The sequence below is a fragment of the Kosakonia sacchari SP1 genome (genome assembly GCF_000300455.3).
Lineage (GTDB): Bacteria > Pseudomonadota > Gammaproteobacteria > Enterobacterales > Enterobacteriaceae > Kosakonia > Kosakonia sacchari.
This window is the reverse complement of record NZ_CP007215.2, coordinates 3,223,398-3,243,864: the sequence shown is the minus strand read 5'-3', so window position 1 is coordinate 3,243,864 and position 20,467 is coordinate 3,223,398. Positions and strand designations below refer to the sequence as shown.

29 protein-coding genes are annotated in these 20,467 nt (G+C 50.1%); 21 read left to right on the top strand and 8 right to left on the bottom strand.

The features are described from left to right. Positions 1–215: 215 nt before the first annotated feature. A complete protein-coding gene (locus tag C813_RS38335; protein WP_017456084.1) occupies positions 216–1,052 on the top strand; it encodes a putative phage abortive infection protein in 837 nt (278 codons plus the stop codon). 79 nt (positions 1,053–1,131) lie between these two features. Here the strand turns inward: C813_RS38335 and C813_RS38330 are convergent, their stop codons facing one another. From C813_RS38330 to C813_RS38320, 4 genes are all read right to left on the bottom strand, one after another. Then, complete coding sequence (locus C813_RS38330; RefSeq protein ID WP_017456085.1) at positions 1,132–2,151, bottom strand: phage integrase; 1,020 nt, start codon at positions 2,149–2,151, stop codon at positions 1,132–1,134. Between the two features lie 82 nt (positions 2,152–2,233). Continuing rightward, entirely contained in the window at positions 2,234–3,565 is a 1,332-nt protein-coding gene (locus C813_RS38325; RefSeq protein WP_017456086.1) for a KAP family P-loop NTPase fold protein, read from the bottom strand. An 11-nt stretch (positions 3,566–3,576) separates the two neighbouring features. Next, positions 3,577–3,762 (bottom strand): YdcA family protein, encoded by a 186-nt coding sequence (locus C813_RS46495; protein WP_083200633.1) that lies wholly within the window; start codon positions 3,760–3,762, stop codon positions 3,577–3,579. 17 nt (positions 3,763–3,779) lie between these two features. Then, a complete protein-coding gene (locus C813_RS38320) occupies positions 3,780–4,349 on the bottom strand; it encodes a phage repressor protein CI (RefSeq protein WP_017456087.1) in 570 nt (189 codons plus the stop codon). 125 nt (positions 4,350–4,474) lie between these two features. On the opposite strand from C813_RS38320, the gene C813_RS38315 reads away from it, so the two are divergent. Genes C813_RS38315 through C813_RS46490 form a run of 3 tightly spaced genes read left to right on the top strand, consistent with a single transcriptional unit; the run spans position 4,475 to position 5,431 of the window. Next, positions 4,475–4,696, top strand: a complete 222-nt coding sequence (locus C813_RS38315) for a hypothetical protein (protein WP_004223867.1) — start codon at positions 4,475–4,477, stop codon at positions 4,694–4,696. 32 nt (positions 4,697–4,728) lie between these two features. Continuing rightward, a complete protein-coding gene (locus C813_RS38310; protein WP_017456088.1) occupies positions 4,729–5,238 on the top strand; it encodes a phage regulatory CII family protein in 510 nt (169 codons plus the stop codon). 7 nt (positions 5,239–5,245) lie between these two features. Beyond that, complete coding sequence (locus C813_RS46490; protein ID WP_017456089.1) at positions 5,246–5,431, top strand: phage filamentation protein Fil family protein; 186 nt, start codon at positions 5,246–5,248, stop codon at positions 5,429–5,431. On the opposite strand, the gene C813_RS38305 is transcribed toward C813_RS46490, so the two are convergent. Beyond that, complete coding sequence (locus C813_RS38305) at positions 5,428–5,886, bottom strand: hypothetical protein (protein ID WP_017456090.1); 459 nt, start codon at positions 5,884–5,886, stop codon at positions 5,428–5,430. The two genes, C813_RS46490 and C813_RS38305, sit on opposite strands and share 4 nt — an antisense overlap. A 207-nt stretch (positions 5,887–6,093) precedes the next feature. On the opposite strand from C813_RS38305, the gene C813_RS38300 reads away from it, so the two are divergent. From C813_RS38300 to C813_RS38270, 6 genes are all read left to right on the top strand, one after another. Further along, positions 6,094–6,435, top strand: coding sequence for a DUF5347 domain-containing protein (locus C813_RS38300; protein ID WP_017456091.1), 342 nt, complete (start codon positions 6,094–6,096; stop codon positions 6,433–6,435). 66 nt (positions 6,436–6,501) lie between these two features. After that, entirely contained in the window at positions 6,502–6,738 is a 237-nt protein-coding gene (locus C813_RS38295) for a DUF2732 family protein (RefSeq protein WP_017456092.1), read from the top strand. After that, on the top strand, positions 6,738–6,965 hold the full coding sequence (locus tag C813_RS38290) for a TraR/DksA family transcriptional regulator (RefSeq protein ID WP_017456093.1): 228 nt from the start codon (positions 6,738–6,740) through the stop codon (positions 6,963–6,965). The genes C813_RS38295 and C813_RS38290 overlap by 1 nt, the downstream gene beginning before the upstream one ends. A 46-nt stretch (positions 6,966–7,011) precedes the next feature. After that, positions 7,012–9,381: a replication endonuclease gene (locus C813_RS38285; RefSeq protein WP_017456094.1), complete on the top strand. Its 2,370-nt coding sequence runs from the start codon at positions 7,012–7,014 to the stop codon at positions 9,379–9,381. A 161-nt stretch (positions 9,382–9,542) separates the two neighbouring features. Continuing rightward, positions 9,543–9,731: a hypothetical protein gene (locus tag C813_RS38280; RefSeq protein WP_017456095.1), complete on the top strand. Its 189-nt coding sequence runs from the start codon at positions 9,543–9,545 to the stop codon at positions 9,729–9,731. Between the two features lie 409 nt (positions 9,732–10,140). Further along, positions 10,141–11,004: a hypothetical protein gene (locus C813_RS38270; RefSeq protein ID WP_017456097.1), complete on the top strand. Its 864-nt coding sequence runs from the start codon at positions 10,141–10,143 to the stop codon at positions 11,002–11,004. A 50-nt stretch (positions 11,005–11,054) separates the two neighbouring features. On the opposite strand, the gene C813_RS38265 is transcribed toward C813_RS38270, so the two are convergent. From C813_RS38265 to C813_RS38255, 3 genes are all read right to left on the bottom strand, one after another. Continuing rightward, positions 11,055–12,011 (bottom strand): HNH endonuclease, encoded by a 957-nt coding sequence (locus C813_RS38265; protein ID WP_017456098.1) that lies wholly within the window; start codon positions 12,009–12,011, stop codon positions 11,055–11,057. 71 nt (positions 12,012–12,082) lie between these two features. Then, positions 12,083–13,117: a phage portal protein gene (locus C813_RS38260; protein WP_017456099.1), complete on the bottom strand. Its 1,035-nt coding sequence runs from the start codon at positions 13,115–13,117 to the stop codon at positions 12,083–12,085. Beyond that, complete coding sequence (locus tag C813_RS38255; RefSeq protein WP_017456100.1) at positions 13,117–14,883, bottom strand: terminase ATPase subunit family protein; 1,767 nt, start codon at positions 14,881–14,883, stop codon at positions 13,117–13,119. Before C813_RS38255 ends, C813_RS38260 begins: the two co-directional genes overlap by 1 nt. 139 nt (positions 14,884–15,022) lie before the next feature. Between C813_RS38255 and C813_RS38250 the strand changes: the two genes are divergently transcribed. From C813_RS38250 to C813_RS38205, 11 genes are all read left to right on the top strand, one after another. Continuing rightward, the gene (locus tag C813_RS38250; RefSeq protein ID WP_017456101.1) at positions 15,023–15,853 is read left to right on the top strand and encodes a GPO family capsid scaffolding protein; all 831 of its coding nucleotides are present in this window, start codon (positions 15,023–15,025) and stop codon (positions 15,851–15,853) included. Positions 15,854–15,869: 16 nt separating this feature from the next. After that, positions 15,870–16,949, top strand: a complete 1,080-nt coding sequence (locus C813_RS38245; RefSeq protein ID WP_017456102.1) for a phage major capsid protein, P2 family — start codon at positions 15,870–15,872, stop codon at positions 16,947–16,949. Between the two features lie 3 nt (positions 16,950–16,952). Continuing rightward, the gene (locus C813_RS38240) at positions 16,953–17,600 is read left to right on the top strand and encodes a phage terminase small subunit (protein ID WP_017456103.1); all 648 of its coding nucleotides are present in this window, start codon (positions 16,953–16,955) and stop codon (positions 17,598–17,600) included. Positions 17,601–17,693: 93 nt separating this feature from the next. Then, positions 17,694–18,158 (top strand): head completion/stabilization protein, encoded by a 465-nt coding sequence (locus C813_RS38235; RefSeq protein WP_017456104.1) that lies wholly within the window; start codon positions 17,694–17,696, stop codon positions 18,156–18,158. Continuing rightward, entirely contained in the window at positions 18,158–18,361 is a 204-nt protein-coding gene (locus C813_RS38230; protein WP_017456105.1) for a tail protein X, read from the top strand. Before C813_RS38235 ends, C813_RS38230 begins: the two co-directional genes overlap by 1 nt. 3 nt (positions 18,362–18,364) lie before the next feature. Beyond that, positions 18,365–18,580, top strand: a complete 216-nt coding sequence (locus C813_RS38225) for an HP1 family phage holin (protein WP_025263677.1) — start codon at positions 18,365–18,367, stop codon at positions 18,578–18,580. Next, complete coding sequence (locus C813_RS38220) at positions 18,561–19,076, top strand: lysozyme (protein WP_017456107.1); 516 nt, start codon at positions 18,561–18,563, stop codon at positions 19,074–19,076. The genes C813_RS38225 and C813_RS38220 overlap by 20 nt, the downstream gene beginning before the upstream one ends. Positions 19,077–19,090: 14 nt before the next feature. Further along, positions 19,091–19,498 (top strand): Rz-like lysis system protein LysB, encoded by a 408-nt coding sequence (gene lysB, locus C813_RS38215; RefSeq protein ID WP_040016548.1) that lies wholly within the window; start codon positions 19,091–19,093, stop codon positions 19,496–19,498. Next, positions 19,383–19,631: an Rz1-like lysis system protein LysC gene (gene lysC, locus C813_RS47550; RefSeq protein ID WP_238593060.1), complete on the top strand. Its 249-nt coding sequence runs from the start codon at positions 19,383–19,385 to the stop codon at positions 19,629–19,631. The genes lysB and lysC overlap by 116 nt, the downstream gene beginning before the upstream one ends. Further along, complete coding sequence (locus C813_RS38210) at positions 19,594–20,025, top strand: phage tail protein (protein ID WP_025263675.1); 432 nt, start codon at positions 19,594–19,596, stop codon at positions 20,023–20,025. Before lysC ends, C813_RS38210 begins: the two co-directional genes overlap by 38 nt. Then, positions 20,018–20,467, top strand: coding sequence for a phage virion morphogenesis protein (locus C813_RS38205; protein ID WP_017456110.1), 450 nt, complete (start codon positions 20,018–20,020; stop codon positions 20,465–20,467). The genes C813_RS38210 and C813_RS38205 overlap by 8 nt, the downstream gene beginning before the upstream one ends.

The window sequence follows — 20,467 nt, the reverse complement described above, 5'->3', positions numbered from 1 at the left end:
AACGCTTATGTTCTTGACTTATTGAAATTTGAGAAGATTATGATACTCCTAAGTAATTATATGTTAAATTATTTACCCACGAGGATTGACAATAATATTTTCTATGAAAATGATTGAGTTTTTATTTTTTTTAAAAACTGATTATTGTTTTAATTTATAAAATAATTCAATTTTTATAATTGAAGAGCGTTACTGGAGAAGTTAAATGATAGGGAATGGGGATTGTGATGACTAGGGCTGAAAAAGTTTTTGTTTATTTGCTTGCTTTCTTTGTTTTATTTTGTTTGAGGAATCCTATGATGGAACTTAGTACATGGGTGTTAACTAAAGGTAATAATATTGCTTGTTCGTATAAAGAATTGATTCAGTTCTTTGTAGCTTTTGGCACTTTGAGTTCTGTTTTTGTAGCATTGTATATTGCTACTAAAAATAATCGCAGAGATACTTTTGAACGTAATTTTTCTTTACTTCTTGAACAACATAATGATCAACTTAAAAGTTTGCTTTCAAGGAAAGATTTTGGTGATAAACTATCATCCATATTAGGACTTGGAAGTGAAAAAGATCTGATTTCATGCAATAAAAGAATGCACCAATTAGACGCGTATTATGGAAGTTATTTTCGTGTACTTTACTACTTGCTTAAGCATATCGATAAAAACTATTATGGTGCTGATTTTCTTGGTAAAAAAAGAAAATTTTACACAAGTATGGTTCGTTCATTCTTAGGTTCTGAAATTACACTCCTTTTAATTATAAATATTTCTCATGGGAATGAGGAGAACCAATATCGTGAGTACAGACGTTTAATTGAAAAATACATGTATTTAGAACATCTCATATTAGACGGGGATACGTTTGCTTCAGGTTGCTCTGAATCAGTTAGGAATGGCCTGATGTTAGAAGATTCTTATAATACAGAAAATTATGTGACTGGGCTAGAGGTGTTGGATGATATATGTAAGGAGTATCCAATATCTTCGTTTGGAAATAACGACTGGAAAAAGCTTGTTCTAAAAGTTAAAGATAAGAATTCGAATGGTGTTCCCTAATCGTTCCAATTATTGTTATGTGGGGTGATAAATATAAATGCTCACCCCTTTATGGGCTTACAGGGCTAAAAATTAATTTTTAAGATTCAATCATTGTGGCGAGTGGATTGAACCTGAGTGCCGTTTCTAAGTGATCTGGAGCGAGATGAGCATAGCGCATGGTCATTTTTATGTCGTGGTGCCCCAGTATTTTTTGCAATGCAAGGATGTTGCCGCCGGACATCATAAAGTGTGCTGCGAACGTATGGCGCAGTACATGAGTTAGCTGCCCACGGGGAAGCACAATCGATGTTTTCTCCATCACCGCCAAAAACTGAAAGTAGCAATCGTTGAAGAACTTGAAGCCGTCCAGCGCAATAATTTCTTCGTACAGCTCTTTGCTGATCGGAATGCTGCGGTTTTTCTTGCCTTTGGTTCTAACGAAGGTGATGCGGTATTTAGTGACCTGCGAACGGGTGAGATTCACCGCTTCGCGCCAGCGTGCGCCGGTACTGAGGCAAATTTTGACAACCAAAGCGAGAAGGGCGCTCTGACGGCTACAGTCGTATAGGAGTTCCGTTATTTGCTCATGCGTCAGCCAGGCCATCTCCTTTTCTGCGATGGTGAACTTACGCATATTCTCCAGCGGGTTCGGCGCGGTCCATTCCCCGAGGCGTGCAAGCTCACTGAAAACACCGCTTAAATAGCTCTGCTCAAGGTTGATGGTTACCGGGCTGGCTCCTTTCTTCCATTTCTCGTTAAAGTAGATTTCGCCGGTGAGACGTTTATCGCGGTAGTGCGCGAACATTTTGGAACTGAGATCGATAGCGAGAGGATTTCCGAGGGCATCGACCATCAGGAGCAGCTTGTCATAAACGTGCTCGCCAGCCGTCAAGGATTTACCGTGCAGTTTGAACCAGAGTTCTACGACGTCTTTAAGTGTCCGGCGATCTACCGATTCTCCAAGCCAGGGCTTAGTCTCTGCCTCATCCATCGTATGGCGTTCAAAAGCCAATGCCTCGCCTTTGGTGGCGAACTGCTTACGTACACGGCGACCGCTGCGCCCTGTGGGGTAGCATTCACAAATCCATTTCCCGTTTTCGAGTTTCCGTACTGTCATAAAAAAGCCCTCATATCTGAGGGCTAAATTTAACTGTGTGTTTGAACAGTGGTCAATGTTTAATGGTCTGCAATCAAACATTTCATTGAAGTAGGAAAACTTTTAAAGCGTTTTTAAATATTCTAACTGGATCTTCCATACCTGCACCTCCTTTTAAAATATGATAATCGCTTATTTCAGCCCATCTGTTTTTTTGTTTTTCATCAGAAGGAAGCAAAGGAGAACCCTCCGGCATATATTTATAAGTTATACCAAATAATTCATAATAGTAAATATCTGTGTTGTATTGGTCTGATTGATATGGGAGTCTATTAACACCGAAGAAATCGATTATTAACTGAGGGTCTACTTTATCTTCTAAATAATCAAGTGCCAGTTCGCGGCTAAATGCATAGAAAATTACCGCGAGTGTTCGATAATTGCAATAGCCGGGTATGAATTTTTTGCTTATCCCATTTTGAGATAAGATTTGGTAAATTTCTAGATATCTTGATAAAGTTTCAACTTCCCGCAGCGACAAGCCTTTTAAGCTAATGAATTTTTGGACTATATTAATGCTGCTCTCTTCAACATCTTTTAGGTTTTCAGACTCGTTACATAGCATTCTCCAATGAGAATTCGAAGCCAGAATATTATCATAATTGTTTTCAGTGAAAGTAACCGGAAGGCTGTAAGTGAATTTTATAAATTTATCAAGGTATCTTTCTGAATTAACAGCAGAGCCATAAATATGATTTATTGATGCTTTCAGTTGTGAAATGTTAGCAACTAACAAGAAATTAAGATTGTCAGTATCAAATACGTGCTTTATGTTCTCTATAATTGAAATGGCAAAGCTAGGTTTACATCGATCTAATTCGTCAATAATAATAGTAACTTTATTATTTCTAGTTAATTCTCCAAGAACTTCCTTGAGCGCAAATAGATGTTTCTTCGCTTCAATATGCTCGTCAAGCAGTGCTTCTACAGTACCATCTATAGCTGAGTTAGCAGCATCTTTAATAGCATCTTCAAATCCATCCGCAATATCATCTGCATTTTGTTTTAAAACCCAACCAGCTCCAGCTTTAAGCACAGTCTTGATCCCAAATCTCAATGCTGGTAATGCCTTTGATATTAACTCCTTCTTTTCACTCTCCGGATATAATGCAACAATTGCAGCCATTATCGTTAATATGGGTGCATCATTATGATCTTCAGTAAATGCATCAACGTATACGACCTTGTGCCCAGAATCGTTACTTTCAATTAATGCCGCTAATTTTTTTGAAAATTCTGTTTTACCGGTTCCCCAGTCGCCATCGATAACAATAGGGGATATTTTTAATGGTGACTCGAGTAAGCTTATTATTTTTTCCGCAATGCTTTTTCTTTTATACTCATCTCTGCTTTCAAAATTCATAGCATCATTCATATGAAGCCACCTTAGTTTTTAGCACATGTTTTCTTTGACTTACTTATAGTTCCATCGTTGCATACGAACTTTCCATCAGATGTGCAATGTGAAACGCCACCTTTCTTACCAGAACATGGATAATTTTTGGCAAAACTTGTAATGGGAAGAATTACAAATAAACAAACAAGTATATTTCGTATGGTGTTAGAAAACATATTTATTTCCTTATAAATTAACTTGCAAAATTCACTATCGCGCTTGTAATTTTTCCGATGATATCAATTTCATCTATTCTGCATTCAAAGGAGCTGTTACTGCCCTCGACATTTATACGATGCCCTGGCAGCCGGGTCAGCTTCCTGATAGCAACTTCGCCATCGATACCAACGATCCACTTACCATCACGTACATCTCCATAATCCTTATCACAGATATACTTTGATGTGCCATCGATCACAACAAAAGGGTTTTTCAGGTTTACAGGCAAAAAGTTGTTATCGAAAACGTAAAAACCATCAGGAAGTAGTTTTCCACTTGATAAAATCTTCTTTTCAATCTCTTTGATGTTTTCTTTTTGTGAACTTTTTAATGTGCCCTGACCAGTAGTTAGCCAGTTAAGCGACGTGCCAGTCTCAAGTGCGCACTGAATTACCCATTCAGCCGGGAAAGAGTCGCGCATGTAGCGCGTTGCAAGGGTACTTTTTGAAATCCCTAAATGGTCACACAAAGCTTGTCTCGTCTTAAAGCCATAGGCTTCAACCATTCGCTCTATAGCACCACGGCCGCCTTTTTCCAGATTCATGATCACCTCAAGTGAACTTTTGTCTTGACGATTTCATGGTGCGATCGTATGTTTATGGTGTTCACAAAATACAAACGATCAGTATTCACCCTGATTAATCATTGCTAAACGAGGAATGTTGCATCATGAGACCTAACATTTCAATCACTCTCATTACCCCCCACGTCACTATCGAAAGATATAGTGAACTCACAGGGTTATCTATCGACACCATCAACGATATGTTGGCGGATGGACGTTTGCTCCGCCATCGTCTTCGCAAGGACAAAAAGCGTGAAAAAGTGATGATCAACATCGCGGCAATGACGGTTGATGCCCTTTCTGATTGCAACGTGACTATCAACTAGTTCCATTCTGAGACTTTGCGGAGTAGCTGACTATGTTTGACTATCGCGTTTCACAACAACCGTATTTCAATGATGCCTGCCGTGCTTTCGCACTGCGCCATAATATGGCGAAGCTGGCGGCGCGTGCCGGAATGAACGTCCAGATGCTGCGTAACAAGCTGAACCCCTCGCAGCCGCACCAACTCACAGCAGCAGATATCTGGTTGCTGACCGATCTCACGGAGGACTCAACACTGGTCGATGGTTTCCTGGCGCAGATCCATTGCCTGCCGTGTGTTCCGGTGAATGAGGTAGCAAAAGAGAAATTGCCGCATTACGTCCTGAGCGCGACCGCTGAAATCGGGCGTGTCGCCGCCGGCGCGGTATCCGGTGAGGTGAAAACCACGGCGGGCCGCCGCGATGTGATCAGCAGCGTTAATGCCGTTACGCGCCTGATGGCACTCACTGCGGTGTCATTACAGGCGCGTTTGCATGTTAACCCTGCGATGGCAAGCGCGGTGGATACCGTCACCGGCCTTGGTGCGTCGTTCGGTTTGCTCTGAGGTGGCTATGTTGAGAAAAGAGCCATCATTCGCATCACTGCTTGTCAGGCAAAGCCCGGCAATGCATTACGGACACGGCTGGATACTTTTACCCGGCGGGAAAAAATGGCATCCATCTATTGAAGTGGTTCCCCGCCAGCAGGCTGTGCGGGGAACAGGAAGGACGAGAGTGCTTAAACCCCTGAACAGTTAACGTGGCAGGCACCCAGCGAACCAGGCGAAAAGTTTTTCCTGAAAGCTGAGGTTAACGTCATCGGTCAGACCACAGGCAATAGCCGCTCTTTTATAGGCCGGATTTAACAAAGAACCGAAAGTTGCGGAATCAGAGTGGTGCAGGGTTTTCAGTTTTTGTGCGATCAGTTGCGGGGTCAATTCATCCCCCTCATAAAGCAATTCACCATACTGACGGCTTTGTACGTTTGCCCGTTCAGAAATAATTGCGGGTTGCCACACAAGTTGAATTGTCGCGATAACGACGACAGGTAAAGCGAATAACCAGCTCAGGCTCATATTCGTAAATACAGCAGTTCCGCTAATAAGCTGGATCGCCGTCATTAATTTATCTGCTCTGCCATGAAACGTTGCTGTCATTGCTTCAAGGTAATAGCAGTAGGTTAAATGAAAATACTCGGAGCTTTGCTTAATCATGCCGGTTCCTATTTTTTATCTTGCCCCGGCTGTGGTTGCGGTGCAGGCGCGGGGCGAGGCAGTACGTGAAAATTGTCAGTGTCTGACATCAGGTTTCTCCTTGAGGGGGTAGATGGTTGTTGGCGCAAATAGTCTACCACCAGGGCACGCGCCGGGCGTGTTGAAAAATCCCGGCATATTTTCAAAAGGATGAACAAGGGGGGAACGATGGCTATTGAAGGCGATGTAGCGACTGTTCCAATAAACATTGGTCAACGTCTCGATGGGCTAAACCATATCGCGGAATTAAGAGCTAAAGTGTTCGGCCTGAATATTGAAGCCGAGCTTGAACGGTTCATAAAAGATATGCGTGATCCGCGAGACGTAAATAAGTTACAGAACGAGCGGGCACTGGCAGCCCTGTTCTTTATGGCAAAAATTCCGGCAGAACGTCACGGCGTCAATATTAGTGATCTGACTACTGACGAAAAGCGGGAACTGATTAAAGCAATGAATCATTTTCGTGCAGTGGTGAGCTTATTTCCAAAACGGCTAACCCTGCCGGATTAAACCAAACCAGAAATAAATGGCGTAAACCCGCCGGGCATTCCTTTGCCTGAATTCAGGAGAAGTTAAATGAAAAATACCCAGACACGTAAAACGCAAACCGGCCCTGACGATGCGGGAGTGAATATCCTGCTCACCGAGGCCCGGCTGGATGAGCGCAAAAACCGGGCATTTGCGGTTTCCATCCGCATGGAAGCCCTGGCGATTCATATTTTGCAGCAGGGAATGAATGGCATCGAAGCAGCGGAATTGCTGCGCCGTGAAGCTGCCCGCTGCGAGGCGGAATCAAGAGGGGACTGGCACTAATGGCAGACTCAATGGATCTCGTACAGCAGCGCGAGGAAGAAGAACGCCAGCGCCACATTCACACTGCCCGGCGCACCACACCGGGTATTTCCCGTTTGTTCTGTATTGAATGCGACGCGCCAATCCCGCCAGCGCGACGCCGCGCCGTTCCGGGCGTGCAGTGCTGCATCACCTGTCAGGAAATCGCTGAGCTGAAAGGGAAGCATTACAGCAGAGGCGCGTTGTGATCATGTGCGGTAATGGACGTTCCCTGTGAAGCCTTTAGCTCCGGTGATGAATAACCCTGGCGGCGCAGATAAAGCCGCCACAGTTTATTCATGGAATGCCCCTAAAAAAGCAGTTAACCCTTATCTGGACCCGGCGGAAGTTGCGCCGGCTTCTGCGCTTTCAAACCTGATCGCTCTTTACGCTACGGATAACGAGCATGAACGGCTGCGCCGCGAGGCGCTGAGTGATGAGGTCTGGCAACGCTATTTTTTCAATGAGAACCGTGATCCGTTTCAGCATGAAATCGAGCAGGATCAGCTACTAAGCCGCGTCACAATGGCGCACGAACAGCAGCGCTACAACCCTGATTTGGCGATTCTGGCTGACGTTCGCGCCATGCCGCCACATATCAGCAAGCCACTGCTGGAGCGGATTAATTACTTCCGCAGCCTGGGCAGAGTGAAAGCCTGGTCCCGCTACCTGCGCGAAACAATTCGTCCGTGCCTCGAGCGGCTGGAGCGCGTGCGCTGCAGTCAGGTATCTGCCTCGTTCCGATTTATGGCGAGCCAGCAAGGGCTGGACGGGCTGCTGGCACTGCCTGAAATGAATCAGGAACACGTTAAGCGCCTTTCCACGCTGGTTGCGGCGCATATGAGCATGTGTCTCGATGCGGCCTGCGGCGAGCTGTTTGTTACCGACGACGTTAAGCCCGAACAGATCCGCAAGTCGTGGGAACGAGTTGCCGCAGAGGCTATGCGCCTGGAGGTGATACCGCCAGCATTTGAGCAGCTACGCCGCAAGAAACGACGCCGTAAGCCAGTGCCTTATGATCTGATCCCCGGCTCGCTGGCGCGGATGCTGTGCGCGGACTGGTGGTATCGTAAGTTGTGGCAGATGCGCTGTGAGTGGCGCGAGGAACAGCTACGCGCCGTTTGCCTGGTCAACAGAAAAGCCTCGCCGTATATCAGCCTCGAGGCCGTGATCCACAAACGCGAGCAACGCCGCAGAGCGCTGGAGTTTTTCCGCTCGCACGAGCTGGTCAATGCCGACGGCGACGCGCTGGAGATGGAAGACGTAGTAAATGCGAGCAGCAGCAATCCAACGCACCGCCGCAATGAAATGATGGCCTGCGTTAAAGGGATGGAGCTGATCGCGGAAACGCGCGGAGACTGTGCGGTGTTTTACACCATCACTTGCCCGTCACGCCTTCACGCAACCCTCAACAACGGCAGGCCAAACCCGAAGTGGAGCACTGCCACGGTTCGCCAGAGCAGCGATTATCTGGTGGCGACATTCGCCGCTTTTCGCAAGGCAATGCATAAGACCGCGCTGCGCTGGTATGGCGTCCGTGTTGCAGAGCCGCACCATGACGGCACCGTGCACTGGCATTTGCTGTGTTTTATGCGCAAAAAAGATCGCCGTTCCATCACCACACTGCTGCGTAAATTTGCCATCCGTGAAGACCGCGAGGAACTGGGGAACGACACCGGGCCGCGCTTTAAGTCAGAGCTTATCAACCCGCGCAAAGGCACGCCGACCAGCTATATCGCCAAATACATCAGCAAGAACATCGACGGGCGCGGGCTGGCTAAAGAAATCAGTAAGGAAACCGGCAAATCACTGCGCGATAGCGCCGAGCATGTCAGTGCCTGGGCGTCGCTGCATCGCGTTCAGCAATTCCGTTTCTTTGGCATTCCAGGGCGGCAGGCATATCGCGAGCTGCGTTTGCTGGCGGGGCAGGTGGCGAGAGTGCAGAGCGACAGCAAAGCGGGCGTGCCGGTGCTGGATAATCCGCGTCTGGATGCGGTGCTGGCTGCCGCCGATGCCGGCTGTTTTGCCACTTACATCATGAAGCAGGGCGGCGTGCTGGTTCCCCGCAAGCATCACCTTATCCGAACAGCCTACGAGCTGAATGATGAACCGGGCGCTTACGGCGATCACGGCATCCGTATTTATGGCGTCTGGTCCCCGATTGTAGAGGGCAGGATCTGCACGCACGCCATGAAATGGAAAGTGGTGCGTAAGGCCGTTGACGTTCAGGAGGCGTCAGCCGACCAGGGCGCTTGCGCCCCTTGGACTCGTGGCAATAACTGTCCCCCTGTTGAAAAAATGAACTATTTCGAGAGTGATCCAGAGGAAACAGGCGAGGCAGATCCACCGCCTGATTTCCACAATATGAGCAAAAAGGAGCTGCGTGAGCTAAACGCGCGGCTGCGGTTGGTGAAACCGAGACGCCGGAAGGGGTACAAGCAGGATATTACCGAGCACCAACGGCTGCAGCTTGAGGCGGAATTGAAGTCCCGAGGATTGGCGGGCAGTGAACCGGAGATTGATTTGCTTCTGCGCGGCGGCAGCATTCCCTCCGGGGCCGGGATGCGTATTTTTTATCGGAACGGCAGGCTGCAGGAAGATGACAAATGGCGACAGTGGTATTGATATTTCGGCGTCAATAATTCATGCGGTTAATGATGTTAACTCGTTGAGTTAGTTGAAGTTAGAAAATGATTTACTTTCGGAAATTGCTGTTATACTGTTTTTATAAACAGTGTATTTATATACAGTTATCTGTATCAAAATTTAAGTTATAGGAGAGTAACATGCAGGATTATTTTTTGGAGTCGGTGAAGCTCCAGCGTATTGATTTTTTTATCAAGCTTGTCGCGATGAGTGAATGCAGCAACGAAGAAAAGGGGCTGGCGATCCAGTGGGTTTCAGAGCTGACCGACGAGCTGATGGCGAAGATCCGCAGCCATGAATACAGCAAATCAATGGAGGCCTCCAGCTAACCGCTGCGGGTTAAATTCGAGAACGTTGCCAGGGGAAAGAATGCTAATTCTGACGCTGGCAAGGTTGAACAACGAGCGCAGCGAGGCGTTAGCAAGTCGTGCATGGCTATGCTGCATGGATTCGCATGATCCCGTGAGGATCGTTTTTACCCCGGCCCGCCAGTTCTGGCGGGCTTTTGCTTATGTCATGCAGGCGCATGAAAACCACTACATAAAGCGGGCAGGCGTGGCGGGGATACGAGCGCGCGCTGAGCACACTATAATTGAATGTTGAATAATATGTTTCTATTAGTAAAATGTGAGAAGAAAACTTCAAAAAAATAGTTGCAGTTATATAAAGGATGAGGATTGATGTCATTCAAAATCAGATATATCATTCCCTGTATGTCAAACATTAATGTAAGTTATCATGCAAAAAGCAAATCTTTGGGATTGGGTTAAGGCTCTATTGTCTGTTGTTATTGTTTTTTTTGTTTCATTGAAATTTTACAACTCTACTTTTACAATGAATTTCGACTTCATTGCCTTGCTCTCAACTGTGCTTGCTTTATTTTCGGTTGGCCTATCAGCTGTTTTTTATTTCAAAGCGACTGAAACAAGCAACAGTTTTTATGATAATACATTTAAGTTCACAAAAGATATCGCAGGGTTACTTATTAGGATTGAAAGTGGTTTTGGTGAGAGGTTAAAGAGTTTAGATGAAAGCTATAATTCAATGAGGAGTATGATGTCTCCTGGGAAGAATGGCGATGTTACTGAAACAAAAGAAAAAATTGAATTAGAAGAAACTGAGCTTAATAAAGTTAAAGCTGAGCGCTCTAAGCTAATTGAGCAACTGCTAGAAAAAGCTAATCTTGAACATGAAGAAAAAGAAAAGATTCAGCATACTTTAAACTCGAAAGAAGAGGAGTTACAGAATCTTCAGTTTGAACTTGCAAGGTTAAATAAAAGATTGTTGACTGCGCAACTAAAAGACCGAGAGCAAGTCACCATGGCTGCAGATATGCCAGGACGCAACGATGCACAGGATAGGGTTGAAATGAATATGATTACTAGGGTGATTCCAGATTTAATGACTGCCATGGGTGTGCCTGACGGAAATTATAAAATAAACTTGCGAGATGTAATTAATTTTTTTAATCGAAAATATTGGAAAGATGGCCGCAGTCCCTTTTCTCAAGATATGGTTGAATTAGGTTATTGCAGTCCAGAGAGTGGTCTTAATTTTAGTGGCGCAAGATATATGCGCAATCTTATCAAATCCAAAATATAATGTATGGTTTTTATGACGGTGATGTAATTAAAATTATCACCGTCATAAATTTATTTGGTGTCGTTGTTAATACGGAAAGATAGCCATCTTTTTAAAATGGCACTTTTAGAGAGGCTATGATTGGTTACCAGTTTTATGCCATGGTAAGGTTTGTAGCCAGATTTTAATGCTTCCTCAGAAAAGTAAATTTTTAAATCTTTAGGATTAAAAGCTATCATTCCTAAATCAAATAAAGTATGTATGTCACTCCTTAATAATAACCCATTGCTAATATGATTGTGGCTGTCATTCCGATATGCATCGATGTGCGCAGCCTCGAGAATATCTACAAGCTCGCAACCAGTGACTGCGCATATGGGATTGGACTTTAACAGCTTATCCCGGAACGTTTTTTGTCCACGCCTTTGTTTGATTTGCCTATATGCAATTTTTCTTTGATCTCCTTCAAGTAAATCAGGCTGATCATTTTCAGCATCCTCTGAATTAAGAGGGAAAACTAATTCCGGTAGATTACCAATCAATTCTTTAGCCCAGTGAAGATTTACTTCTTGTATGGACAATTGGATATTGTAGCGTGGACTTTCTGTTTCTAGATTAAGTAAAGATACGTCTTTAAGTTCTTTGAAAAAGGAACCGTAGTTAGCTATAAATTCTGTTGCAGGTTCTAAAACTATTCTTCGTTCATCAAATTCATGCCCTTTGTCACAACGCCACCTAGGTTTTATTGTTTCTCTCGGGCGAATTTTTTTTGCATTACATTCCATATGGGGGCATTTATATACTATTTTATTTGTGCTGCGAGTTTCTAGCTTTTCTATAATAGATACGCCTAAAATTTTCTCTCTATCTCTGATTATTACAATGTCCCCTTGCTTCACCTTCTTGTGATTAGGTACAGAATCGTTATAACGATAAAAAACTGATGAGTCATCGTGGTAACCATCATTTCCCCAGTATCTAAGATCACCTTTCTCGATTGCTTTGAAGGACCACGCTTGCTGTGCCATGAACTTATCCTAATGCGTAAATTTATAGTTCGTTCTATCGAACAGCAAAGCATATTGATTTACAAGGATTATTATTCCAGTATGTATGACTCAAATCGCAAAACCTCTCCTTCTAACCAGTTGTTTACTTCTGTCATTCTTTTCTGTAGCGGTAGTAATTCATTCCTAACAAACACCATACTGGCCTTCTCTACATCCCCAAACCCCCCAACATTATTCGGCATTATCCCCATCATCTGCGGTGGTACGCGGTGCGCTGCCATCATGTCGTCCCGGCTTACGTTCTTGATGTTCAGAAACTCATCTTTTGCCGCCACCTCTGACAGCGGGATGATCTGAATGCCGTCTTTTTTTCCGTTGGGTGAGTACATGAACAGGTTGCGGAAGTTGCCCGGTCCCTTGGCACTTTTCATTGCCTGGCGGATGTTGTTTACGTCCTCCTGATTCTGCGCTGCATCGGTCATATACATGATAAAACCCGCATGGCTGCCGTTGATGTAGTACTTGCGGCGGAACAGCGTGGCGGACTCGTTAAGCAGCGCAGAAGGAATGGCGGACAGGTACTCCGGCAGGCCGTAAATCTCCTGGTTTAAATCCGGTTCCATCAGGTGAAAGATGCTGCCTTTGGTGAATTCATACGGCTGCGTGGTCATGCCGTACTGCACAAACCAGTAGGTATCCAGATCCAGACCACGGCGGGTATATTTCGCCAGCGATGGCTCCAGTGAAAGGATACCGCCAAGCCGGTTGGTGCGCTTCTCCAGATAGGCGTTACCAAACACCAGATAGTCCTGCACAAAACGGCTGAACGCCTGCTGGCTAAGCAGCGGATGCGGGATAAACGTGCTGGTCAGAATGTTGCGCTTAACGGCAATCGGTGAGCTGTGATGCACGGCGGCACGGTAGGTTCGCGCTAATCCGTCAAAGCTGACCGGCGGCTCATACCAGCGATCCATCGGCACACACTCCACGTAATCCAGCAGTTCGCGGCGGTCCAGCACCGGAATGGGATCGCCAAAGCTGAACGCCTCCGCAGAAAGGGTATTGCCTGGCTGCTCAACCGTATCCGTTGGCGCAATGCTGGTGAGGGCGTCGTGTTCACTCATCAAAAAATCTCCACAATATTGCTGGTATTGGCGGATTCGCCCTGCAGCGGTTCGTTAAACAGCGCGTGCATCGTTGCCCAGGCCAAATCGGCGTGGCTGGCTTCTTCGCTGCGGCTGGCTTCGTAAGTAGGGCGGTTGCCGCTGGCGGTGGTGGCGCGGCGGATAGCCATAAACGACTGCGCAATGTCGGTGTGCCCGGCGTCAAACTCCAGACGGCGGTGGCTGATAATGTCGTAGGCCTTGAGCACCAGGGCGTTTTTGACATTGGGGTTGTAGACAAACTCCCGCACGGCGGGAAAGAACGCTTTGACGTTCTCGTAAACACCGTGACCGACGCCGGTGGAGTCGATGCCGATATAGGTCACGTTGTACTGCTGCGTCAGTTTTTTGATGGCGTCCGCCTGCGCGCGGAAGTCCATGCCGCGCCACTGGTGGCGCTCCAGAATGCGGAATTTACCGCCCGGAACGGCTGGCGGTGCCACCACCACGCACCCGGCACTGTCGCCGTTCTGTGTACCTTTCGCCGGGTCATAACCGATCCAGACTTCGCGCCAGCCAAACGGTCGCAGCGCCAGCGCCTGAAAATCGGACCAGACTTCCCAGCTATCCACCATGCACGCCTGCAGCTCGCTGAGCGGGAACACCGACGCCAGATCGTCAATAAATTCACACATCAGCAGGTTCTGGTATTCATCCGGGCTGTATTCCATGCGCAACTGGTCGATGTCGAACAGGTTACAGCCGCCGCGCACCGCGTCCTCTACGGTGACGATCTGCCGATACTGCCCGTCCGGGCAAAGCAGGCCGGGTGCCAGATTGCCGTGGGTCAGGTCAATATCCACTTTGTCCGCTTTGGCGCGGCCCCGGTTGAACAGCGCGCCAGACCAGAACGGATAAGCGCTGTGAGTCAGGCTGGACGGCGTGGAAAAGTAGGTTTGGCGCCATTTTTTATGAATGGCCATCCCGGAGGCGACTTTACGCAGCTCCTGGAATTTCGGTATCCAGAAATATTCATCAAGATACAGATTGCCGTGGTAGCTCTGCGCCGTGCGGGCATTGGTGCCGAGGAAGTACAGGCACGCGCCATTGCTGAGCGTCATCGGGTCGCCTTTCAGCTCCACCTCAACCTCTTTGGCAAAGTCGATGATGTACTGCTTAAAGACGTGCGCCTGCGCTTTACTGGCTGACAGGAAAATCTGGTTGCGCCCGGTGGTGATGGCGTCAATCAGCGCCTCGCGGGCAAAAAAGAAAGTCGCCCCGATCTGGCGCGATTTAAGCAGATTGCGGATACGGTGGCGGTTGCCTGCGTTGAACCAGTGGCGCTGGTAATCAAACATGGAGCTGTGAAAAACGTCCTGCAGCTTCTCGATCTGCTCATCGGTAAAAACATTCTTTTCCGGCTGCCGGCGCGGGCCTTTGTTACGGTTGGCAACGTTCGGGTTTAAATCCGCTTCGTTCCCGCCATCATTGAATTTGCCGATCCGGGCATGACGTTCCGACTGGCGCGCCAGCAGGTCAATCTCTTTGAAGTCTTTCCCCTCTTTCTGCTCCTTCATGATGAGCTGGCAGTAACGCGCGGCGGTGGTGAGCTGCATCTGATCCAGCGGCCCAAAACTGCCCCACTTGTCGCGTTTCTTCCAGCTATGAACGGTTGCAACTTTCTCACCCAGCATTTCAGCAATGCGGGCGACGCGGTATCCCTGAAAATAGAGCAGCATGGCCTGCCGGCGGGGATCGAGGTCTGCGGGTGTCAGTGTGGTGTTCATGGCACAAGGTTACGGCCTTGAGTCAAGGCTTTCCCCGGCTTCGTTTTGTATAGCGGAGGGTACAAGCGCCGCGCGTTGTTTCACTCCACCATCACCGCAACCATAAGGCTCCAGTAAGTTTTTTAACGGAGCACGGTTCATGACAGTGAAAGCAAAGCGTTTCCGTATCGGGGTGGAAGGTGCCACCACCGACGGGCGCGAAATCCAGCGCGAATGGCTGGAACAGATGGCTGCCAGCTATAACCCGACTTTCTATACCGCGCTGATTAACCTCGAGCATATCAAGTCCTACTCCCCGGACAGCGCCTTTAACCGCTACGGCAAAGTAACGGCGCTGGTTGCCGAAGAGATCCAGGACGCTCCGCTGGCGGGCAAGATGGCGCTTTATGCCGATGTTGAGCCGACGGACTCCTTAGTGGCGCTGGTGAAGAAAGGTCAGAAGCTTTTCACCTCCATGGAGGTTAGCCCGAAATTTGCCGACACCGGCAAAGCCTACCTTGTTGGCCTGGCTGCCACTGACGATCCGGCGAGCCTCGGCACTGAAATGCTGGCATTCAGCGCCAGCGCCACGCATAACCCGCTGGCAAACCGCAAACAGAACCCGGAAAACCTGTTCACCGCCGCAGAAGAAACGGTGATTGAGCTGGAATTTCAGGACGACAAACCCTCGCTCTTTGCCCGTGTCACCGCGCTGTTCACCAAAAAAGAGCAGACCGATGACGCGCGTTTCTCTGATGTGCATAAAGCCGTTGAGCTGGTCGCTACCGAGCAGCAGAACCTGAGCGAACGCACGGACAAATCCCTGTCCGACCAGGATAAGCGCCTTTCCACGCTGGAGTCCTCCCTGCAGGAACAACAGACCGCCTTTGCCGAGCTTGAGCAGAAGCTGAGCCAGGAAGACAGCCGCAAAGATTACCGCCAGCGCGCGCCGGGCGGTGACGCACCGGCAGGCACACTGACCAATTGCTGATGGAGCATAAAACCCGATGAAAAAGAAAACCCGCTTTGCCTTCAATGCCTATCTGCAGCAACTGGCGCGCCTGAACGGTGTGGAGGTAAAAGAACTCTCCAGCAAGTTTACCGTGGAGCCATCCGTGCAGCAGACGCTGGAAGACCAGATCCAGCAATCCGCTGCATTCCTGACGCTGATTAACATCACGCCGGTTGCGGAGCAGTCCGGTCAGTTGCTGGGGCTGGGCGTAGGCAGCACCATTGCCGGAACCACCGACACCACCACCAAAGAGCGTGAGCCGACCGATCCGACGTTGATGGAGGACGCGGAATATAAATGCGAGCAGACCAACTTTGATACGGTGCTGACCTACGCCAAGCTGGATCTGTGGGCCAAGTTCCAGGACTTTCAGGTGCGTATCCGCGACGCCATCGTTAAGCGTCAGGCGCTGGACCGCATCATGATCGGCTTCAACGGCGAGAAGCGCGCCAAAACCTCCAGCCGTGCTGATAACCCACTGCTGCAGGACGTGAACAAGGGCTGGCTGCAGAAAATCCGCGAAGACGCGCCCGATCACGTGATGGGCAGCGCAACCAAAGACGGCGTAACCACTAAAGGCGCTGTGAAGGTAGGCAAGGGAGGTGACTACGCTAACCTGGACGCCGTGGTGATGGATGCCGTCAACGAGCTTATCGACGCCGTGTATCAGGATGATGACGATCTGGTTGTTATCTGCGGGCGCGAGCTGCTGTCCGACAAATATTTCCCGCTGGTCAACAAAGAGCAGGAAAACAGCGAGAAGCTGGCAGCCGATCTGATCATCAGCCAGAAACGTATGGGCGGCCTGCAGGCCGTGCGTGCGCCTTACTTCCCGGCGAATGCCCTGCTGATCACCCGTCTGGATAACCTCTCCATCTACTGGCAGGAAGACACCCGCCGCCGCTCTGTTATCGACAACCCGAAACGCGACCGGATTGAAAACTTTGAATCCGTTAACGAGGCGTATGTGGTTGAGGATTACCGCTGCGCGGCGCTGGTTGAAAACATCGAAATCAGTGATTTCAGCGCGTCTTTGGCCTCGTCAGAAACCCCTGAAACCGAAACCGGAGAGTAACGCATGAGCCTGAGTCCGGCACGGCAGCACCGCCTGCGCATTCAGGCCGAGCAGGCCGCCCGTGAGGGCGGCAGCGTTCGCCACACAACGGGCTATGACCTGATGCTGCTGCAACTGGCAGAGGACCGCCGCCGTCTCAAGGGCATCCAGTCCACGGTGAAAAAGGCGGAAATCAAGGTGGAACTGCTACCGAAATATGCCGCCTGGGCTGATGGCGTGCTGGCTGCCGACGGCGCGCAGCAGGACGACGTGCTGATGTACGTGATGCTGTGGCGTATCGATGCCGGCGATTATGCCGGTGCGCTGGAAATCGGGCGCCATGCGCTGCGCCATGGCTGGGTGATGCCGCTGGGCAATCGCAACGTGCAAACCGTTCTGGCAGAAGAAATGGCAGACGCGGCGCAAAGCGCGCTGCTTGCCGCCACCGCTTTTGATGCCGGTCTGCTCCTGCTGGCGCTGGATCTGACAACGGATTTCGATATGCCGGACCAGTCGCGGGCGCGCCTGCATAAAGCCATCGGACTGGTACTGAGTGAAAGCAACCCGGCATCGGCTCTGAATCACATCACCCATGCGCTGCAGCTTGATCCTCGCTGCGGTGTGAAAAAAGAAAAACAGCAACTGGAGCGCAGACTGCGCAACGACCGCTAAAGAACGTGCCCCGCGCACGGGCGGCACGGGGTGGCGAAAGGCATTGCCACATCAAAACCCCGTCCACCGCCCACTTATTCAGGAGAAACCCGCATGAAGTTTGTTGCCCCCGAACAGGCACCGGAGCAGGCGGAGGTCATCAAAAATACGCCGTTCTGGCCTGATGTGGATCTGTCGGAGTTTCGCAGTGTGATGCGCACTGACGGCACGGTGACGCAGCCACGTTTAAAGCAGGTGGTGCTTACGGCAATTTCAGAGGTTAACGCTGAGCTTTACGACTTTCGCCACCGCCAGCAAATGCTGGGTTATCGGGCGCTGGCTGAGGTTCCGACGGAAATCCTCGACGGCAAAAACGAGCGAATCCGGTACTACCACAACGCCGTTTATTGCTGGGCGCGCGCCGTGCTCAATGAGCGCTACCAGGATTACGACGCCACGGCGTCCGGTGTTAAGCGCGGGGAGGAACTGGCAGAGGCCAGCGGTGATCTGTGGCGTGATGCCCGCTGGGCAATCAGCCGGGTGCAGGATGCCGCGCATTGCACGGTGGAGCTTATCTGATGAAAGTGCGTGCGCACCAATATGACACGGTGGATGCGCTCTGCTGGCGGCATTACGGGCGCACGCAGGGCGTTACGGAGCAGGTGCTGCAGGCCAATCCGGGGCTGGCAGAGTATGGCCCACTTTTACCGCACGGGCTGCAGGTGGATCTGCCGGACATTACGGCAGCCACCACGATGCAGACCGTCCAGCTATGGGACTGAATGATGACGCTTGAAAGAATAAGTGCCTTTACCACGTACTGCATCGCCGTGGTGCTCGCGTGGCTGGGCGAGTTGTCGCTCAAAGATGCCTCTACGGTCGGCGGCGTGCTGATTGGTGTGCTGATGCTGGCGATCAACTGGTACTACAAGCACAAGACATACCTGCTGCTGCGCGCGGGGCAAATCACGCGGGAGGACTATGAATCCTTCAATCGCTAAGCGCTGCCTTATCGGCGCGGTGCTGGCTATCGCTGCTACATTGCCCGGTTTTCAGCAACTCCACACCTCCGTCGAAGGACTGAAACTGATTGCCGATTACGAAGGATGCCGGCTGCAGCCTTATCAGTGCAGCGCGGGGGTATGGACCGACGGAATTGGCAACACGTCCGGCGTGGTGCCCGGTAAAACCATCACGGAACGGCAGGCGGCGCAGGGGCTGATCACCAACGTGCTGCGCGTGGAGCGACGGCTTGAAAAGTGTGTAGCGCAGCCGGCGCCGCAAAAGGTCTATGACGCGGTGGTGTCATTCACTTTCAACGTCGGCACCGGCAACGCCTGCAGCTCCACGTTGGTTAAATTGCTGAACCAAAAGCGCTGGGCGGATGCGTGCCGCCAGCTACCGCGCTGGGTGTACGTCAACGGGGTGTTTAATCAGGGGCTGGAAAACCGCCGTAAGCGGGAAATGGCCTGGTGTCTGCAGGGTGTCAGCTCGTGACGCGCACGCTGGTGATGGTATTGGTGCTGCTGGCGGCGCTGGGCTGGCAGTCGTGGCGGCTCAACAACGCCAGCCACACCATCGAGACGCAGGGCGCGACGCTGGCAAGCCAGGCGCAGGAGCTGGCAAAGAAAAACAGCCAGCTGATCGGCCTGTCCATCCTGACCGAAACCAACAGCCGGGAGCAGACGCGGCTTTATGCAGCAGCGGAACAAACCACCGCGCTGCTGCGAAGTCGCCAGCACCGGATCGAGGAGTTGAAACGTGAGAACGAGGATTTGCGCCGCTGGGCTGACACTCCTTTGCCTGCTGATATTATCCGGCTGCGCGAACGTCCGGCCCTTGCCGGAGGTGCAGCTTACCGTGAGTGGTTGTCCGGGAGTGACGCAGTGCCGGCTGGAAAGATCAGCGCCGCGCAATAACGGCGATTTGAATGCGCTACTGGATGAAACAGAGGCCGCCTGGGCGCGCTGTGCCGACAAAGTGGACACGATAATTGCGTGTCAGGAGCGAAACAGTGAACAAGCCGCAGTCTTTACGCCACGCCCTGAATAAAGCAGTGCCTTACGTCCAGGACAACCCGGACAAGCTGCATCTTTTCGTGGATAACGGATCACTGGTAACAACCGGTGCCAGCTCCATGTCATGGGAATACCGCTATACCCTGAATGTGGTGATCGAAGATTTCAGCGGTGACCAGAATCTGCTGATGGCTCCGGTGCTGCTGTGGCTTCGTGCCAACCAGCCGGACGCCATTAATAACCCGGAGCTGCGCGAAAAACTGTTCACCTTTGAAGTGGATATACTGCGCAACGATATCTGCGATATCAGCCTTAACCTGCAGCTTACCGAGCGCGTGCTGGTCAGTGCCGACGGCGCGATCTCAACGGTTGAGGCGGAGCAGGAACCCGACGAGGCAGAAGAAATGTGGACGGTGAAACGTGGATAATCTGCACAAAGTGGATGACTGGCTAACGGCGCTACTGGCGAATCTGGAACCGGCAGCGCGTAAACGCATGATGCGCGAACTGGCGCAGGAATTACGCCGCAACCAGCAGAACAATATTCGGCTGCAGCGCAACCCGGACGGAACCGCTTACGAACCGCGGCGGGTAACTGCCAGAACCAAAAAGGGGCGCATCAAGCGCCAGATGTTCGCCAAACTCCGCACTGCCAAATACCTGAAAACTGCAGCCAGCGAGGACTCAGCCAGCGTGCAGTTTGCAGGACAGGTGCAACGCATTGCGCGGGTGCATCATTACGGCCTCAGTGATCGCGTTAGCCGTAACGGACCCGAGATCCGCTACCCACAGCGACGCCTGCTGGGTGTGAATGATGAGGTGGAAACCGTCACCCGCGACACCTTGCTGCGCTGGCTAGCTAGTTTTTAA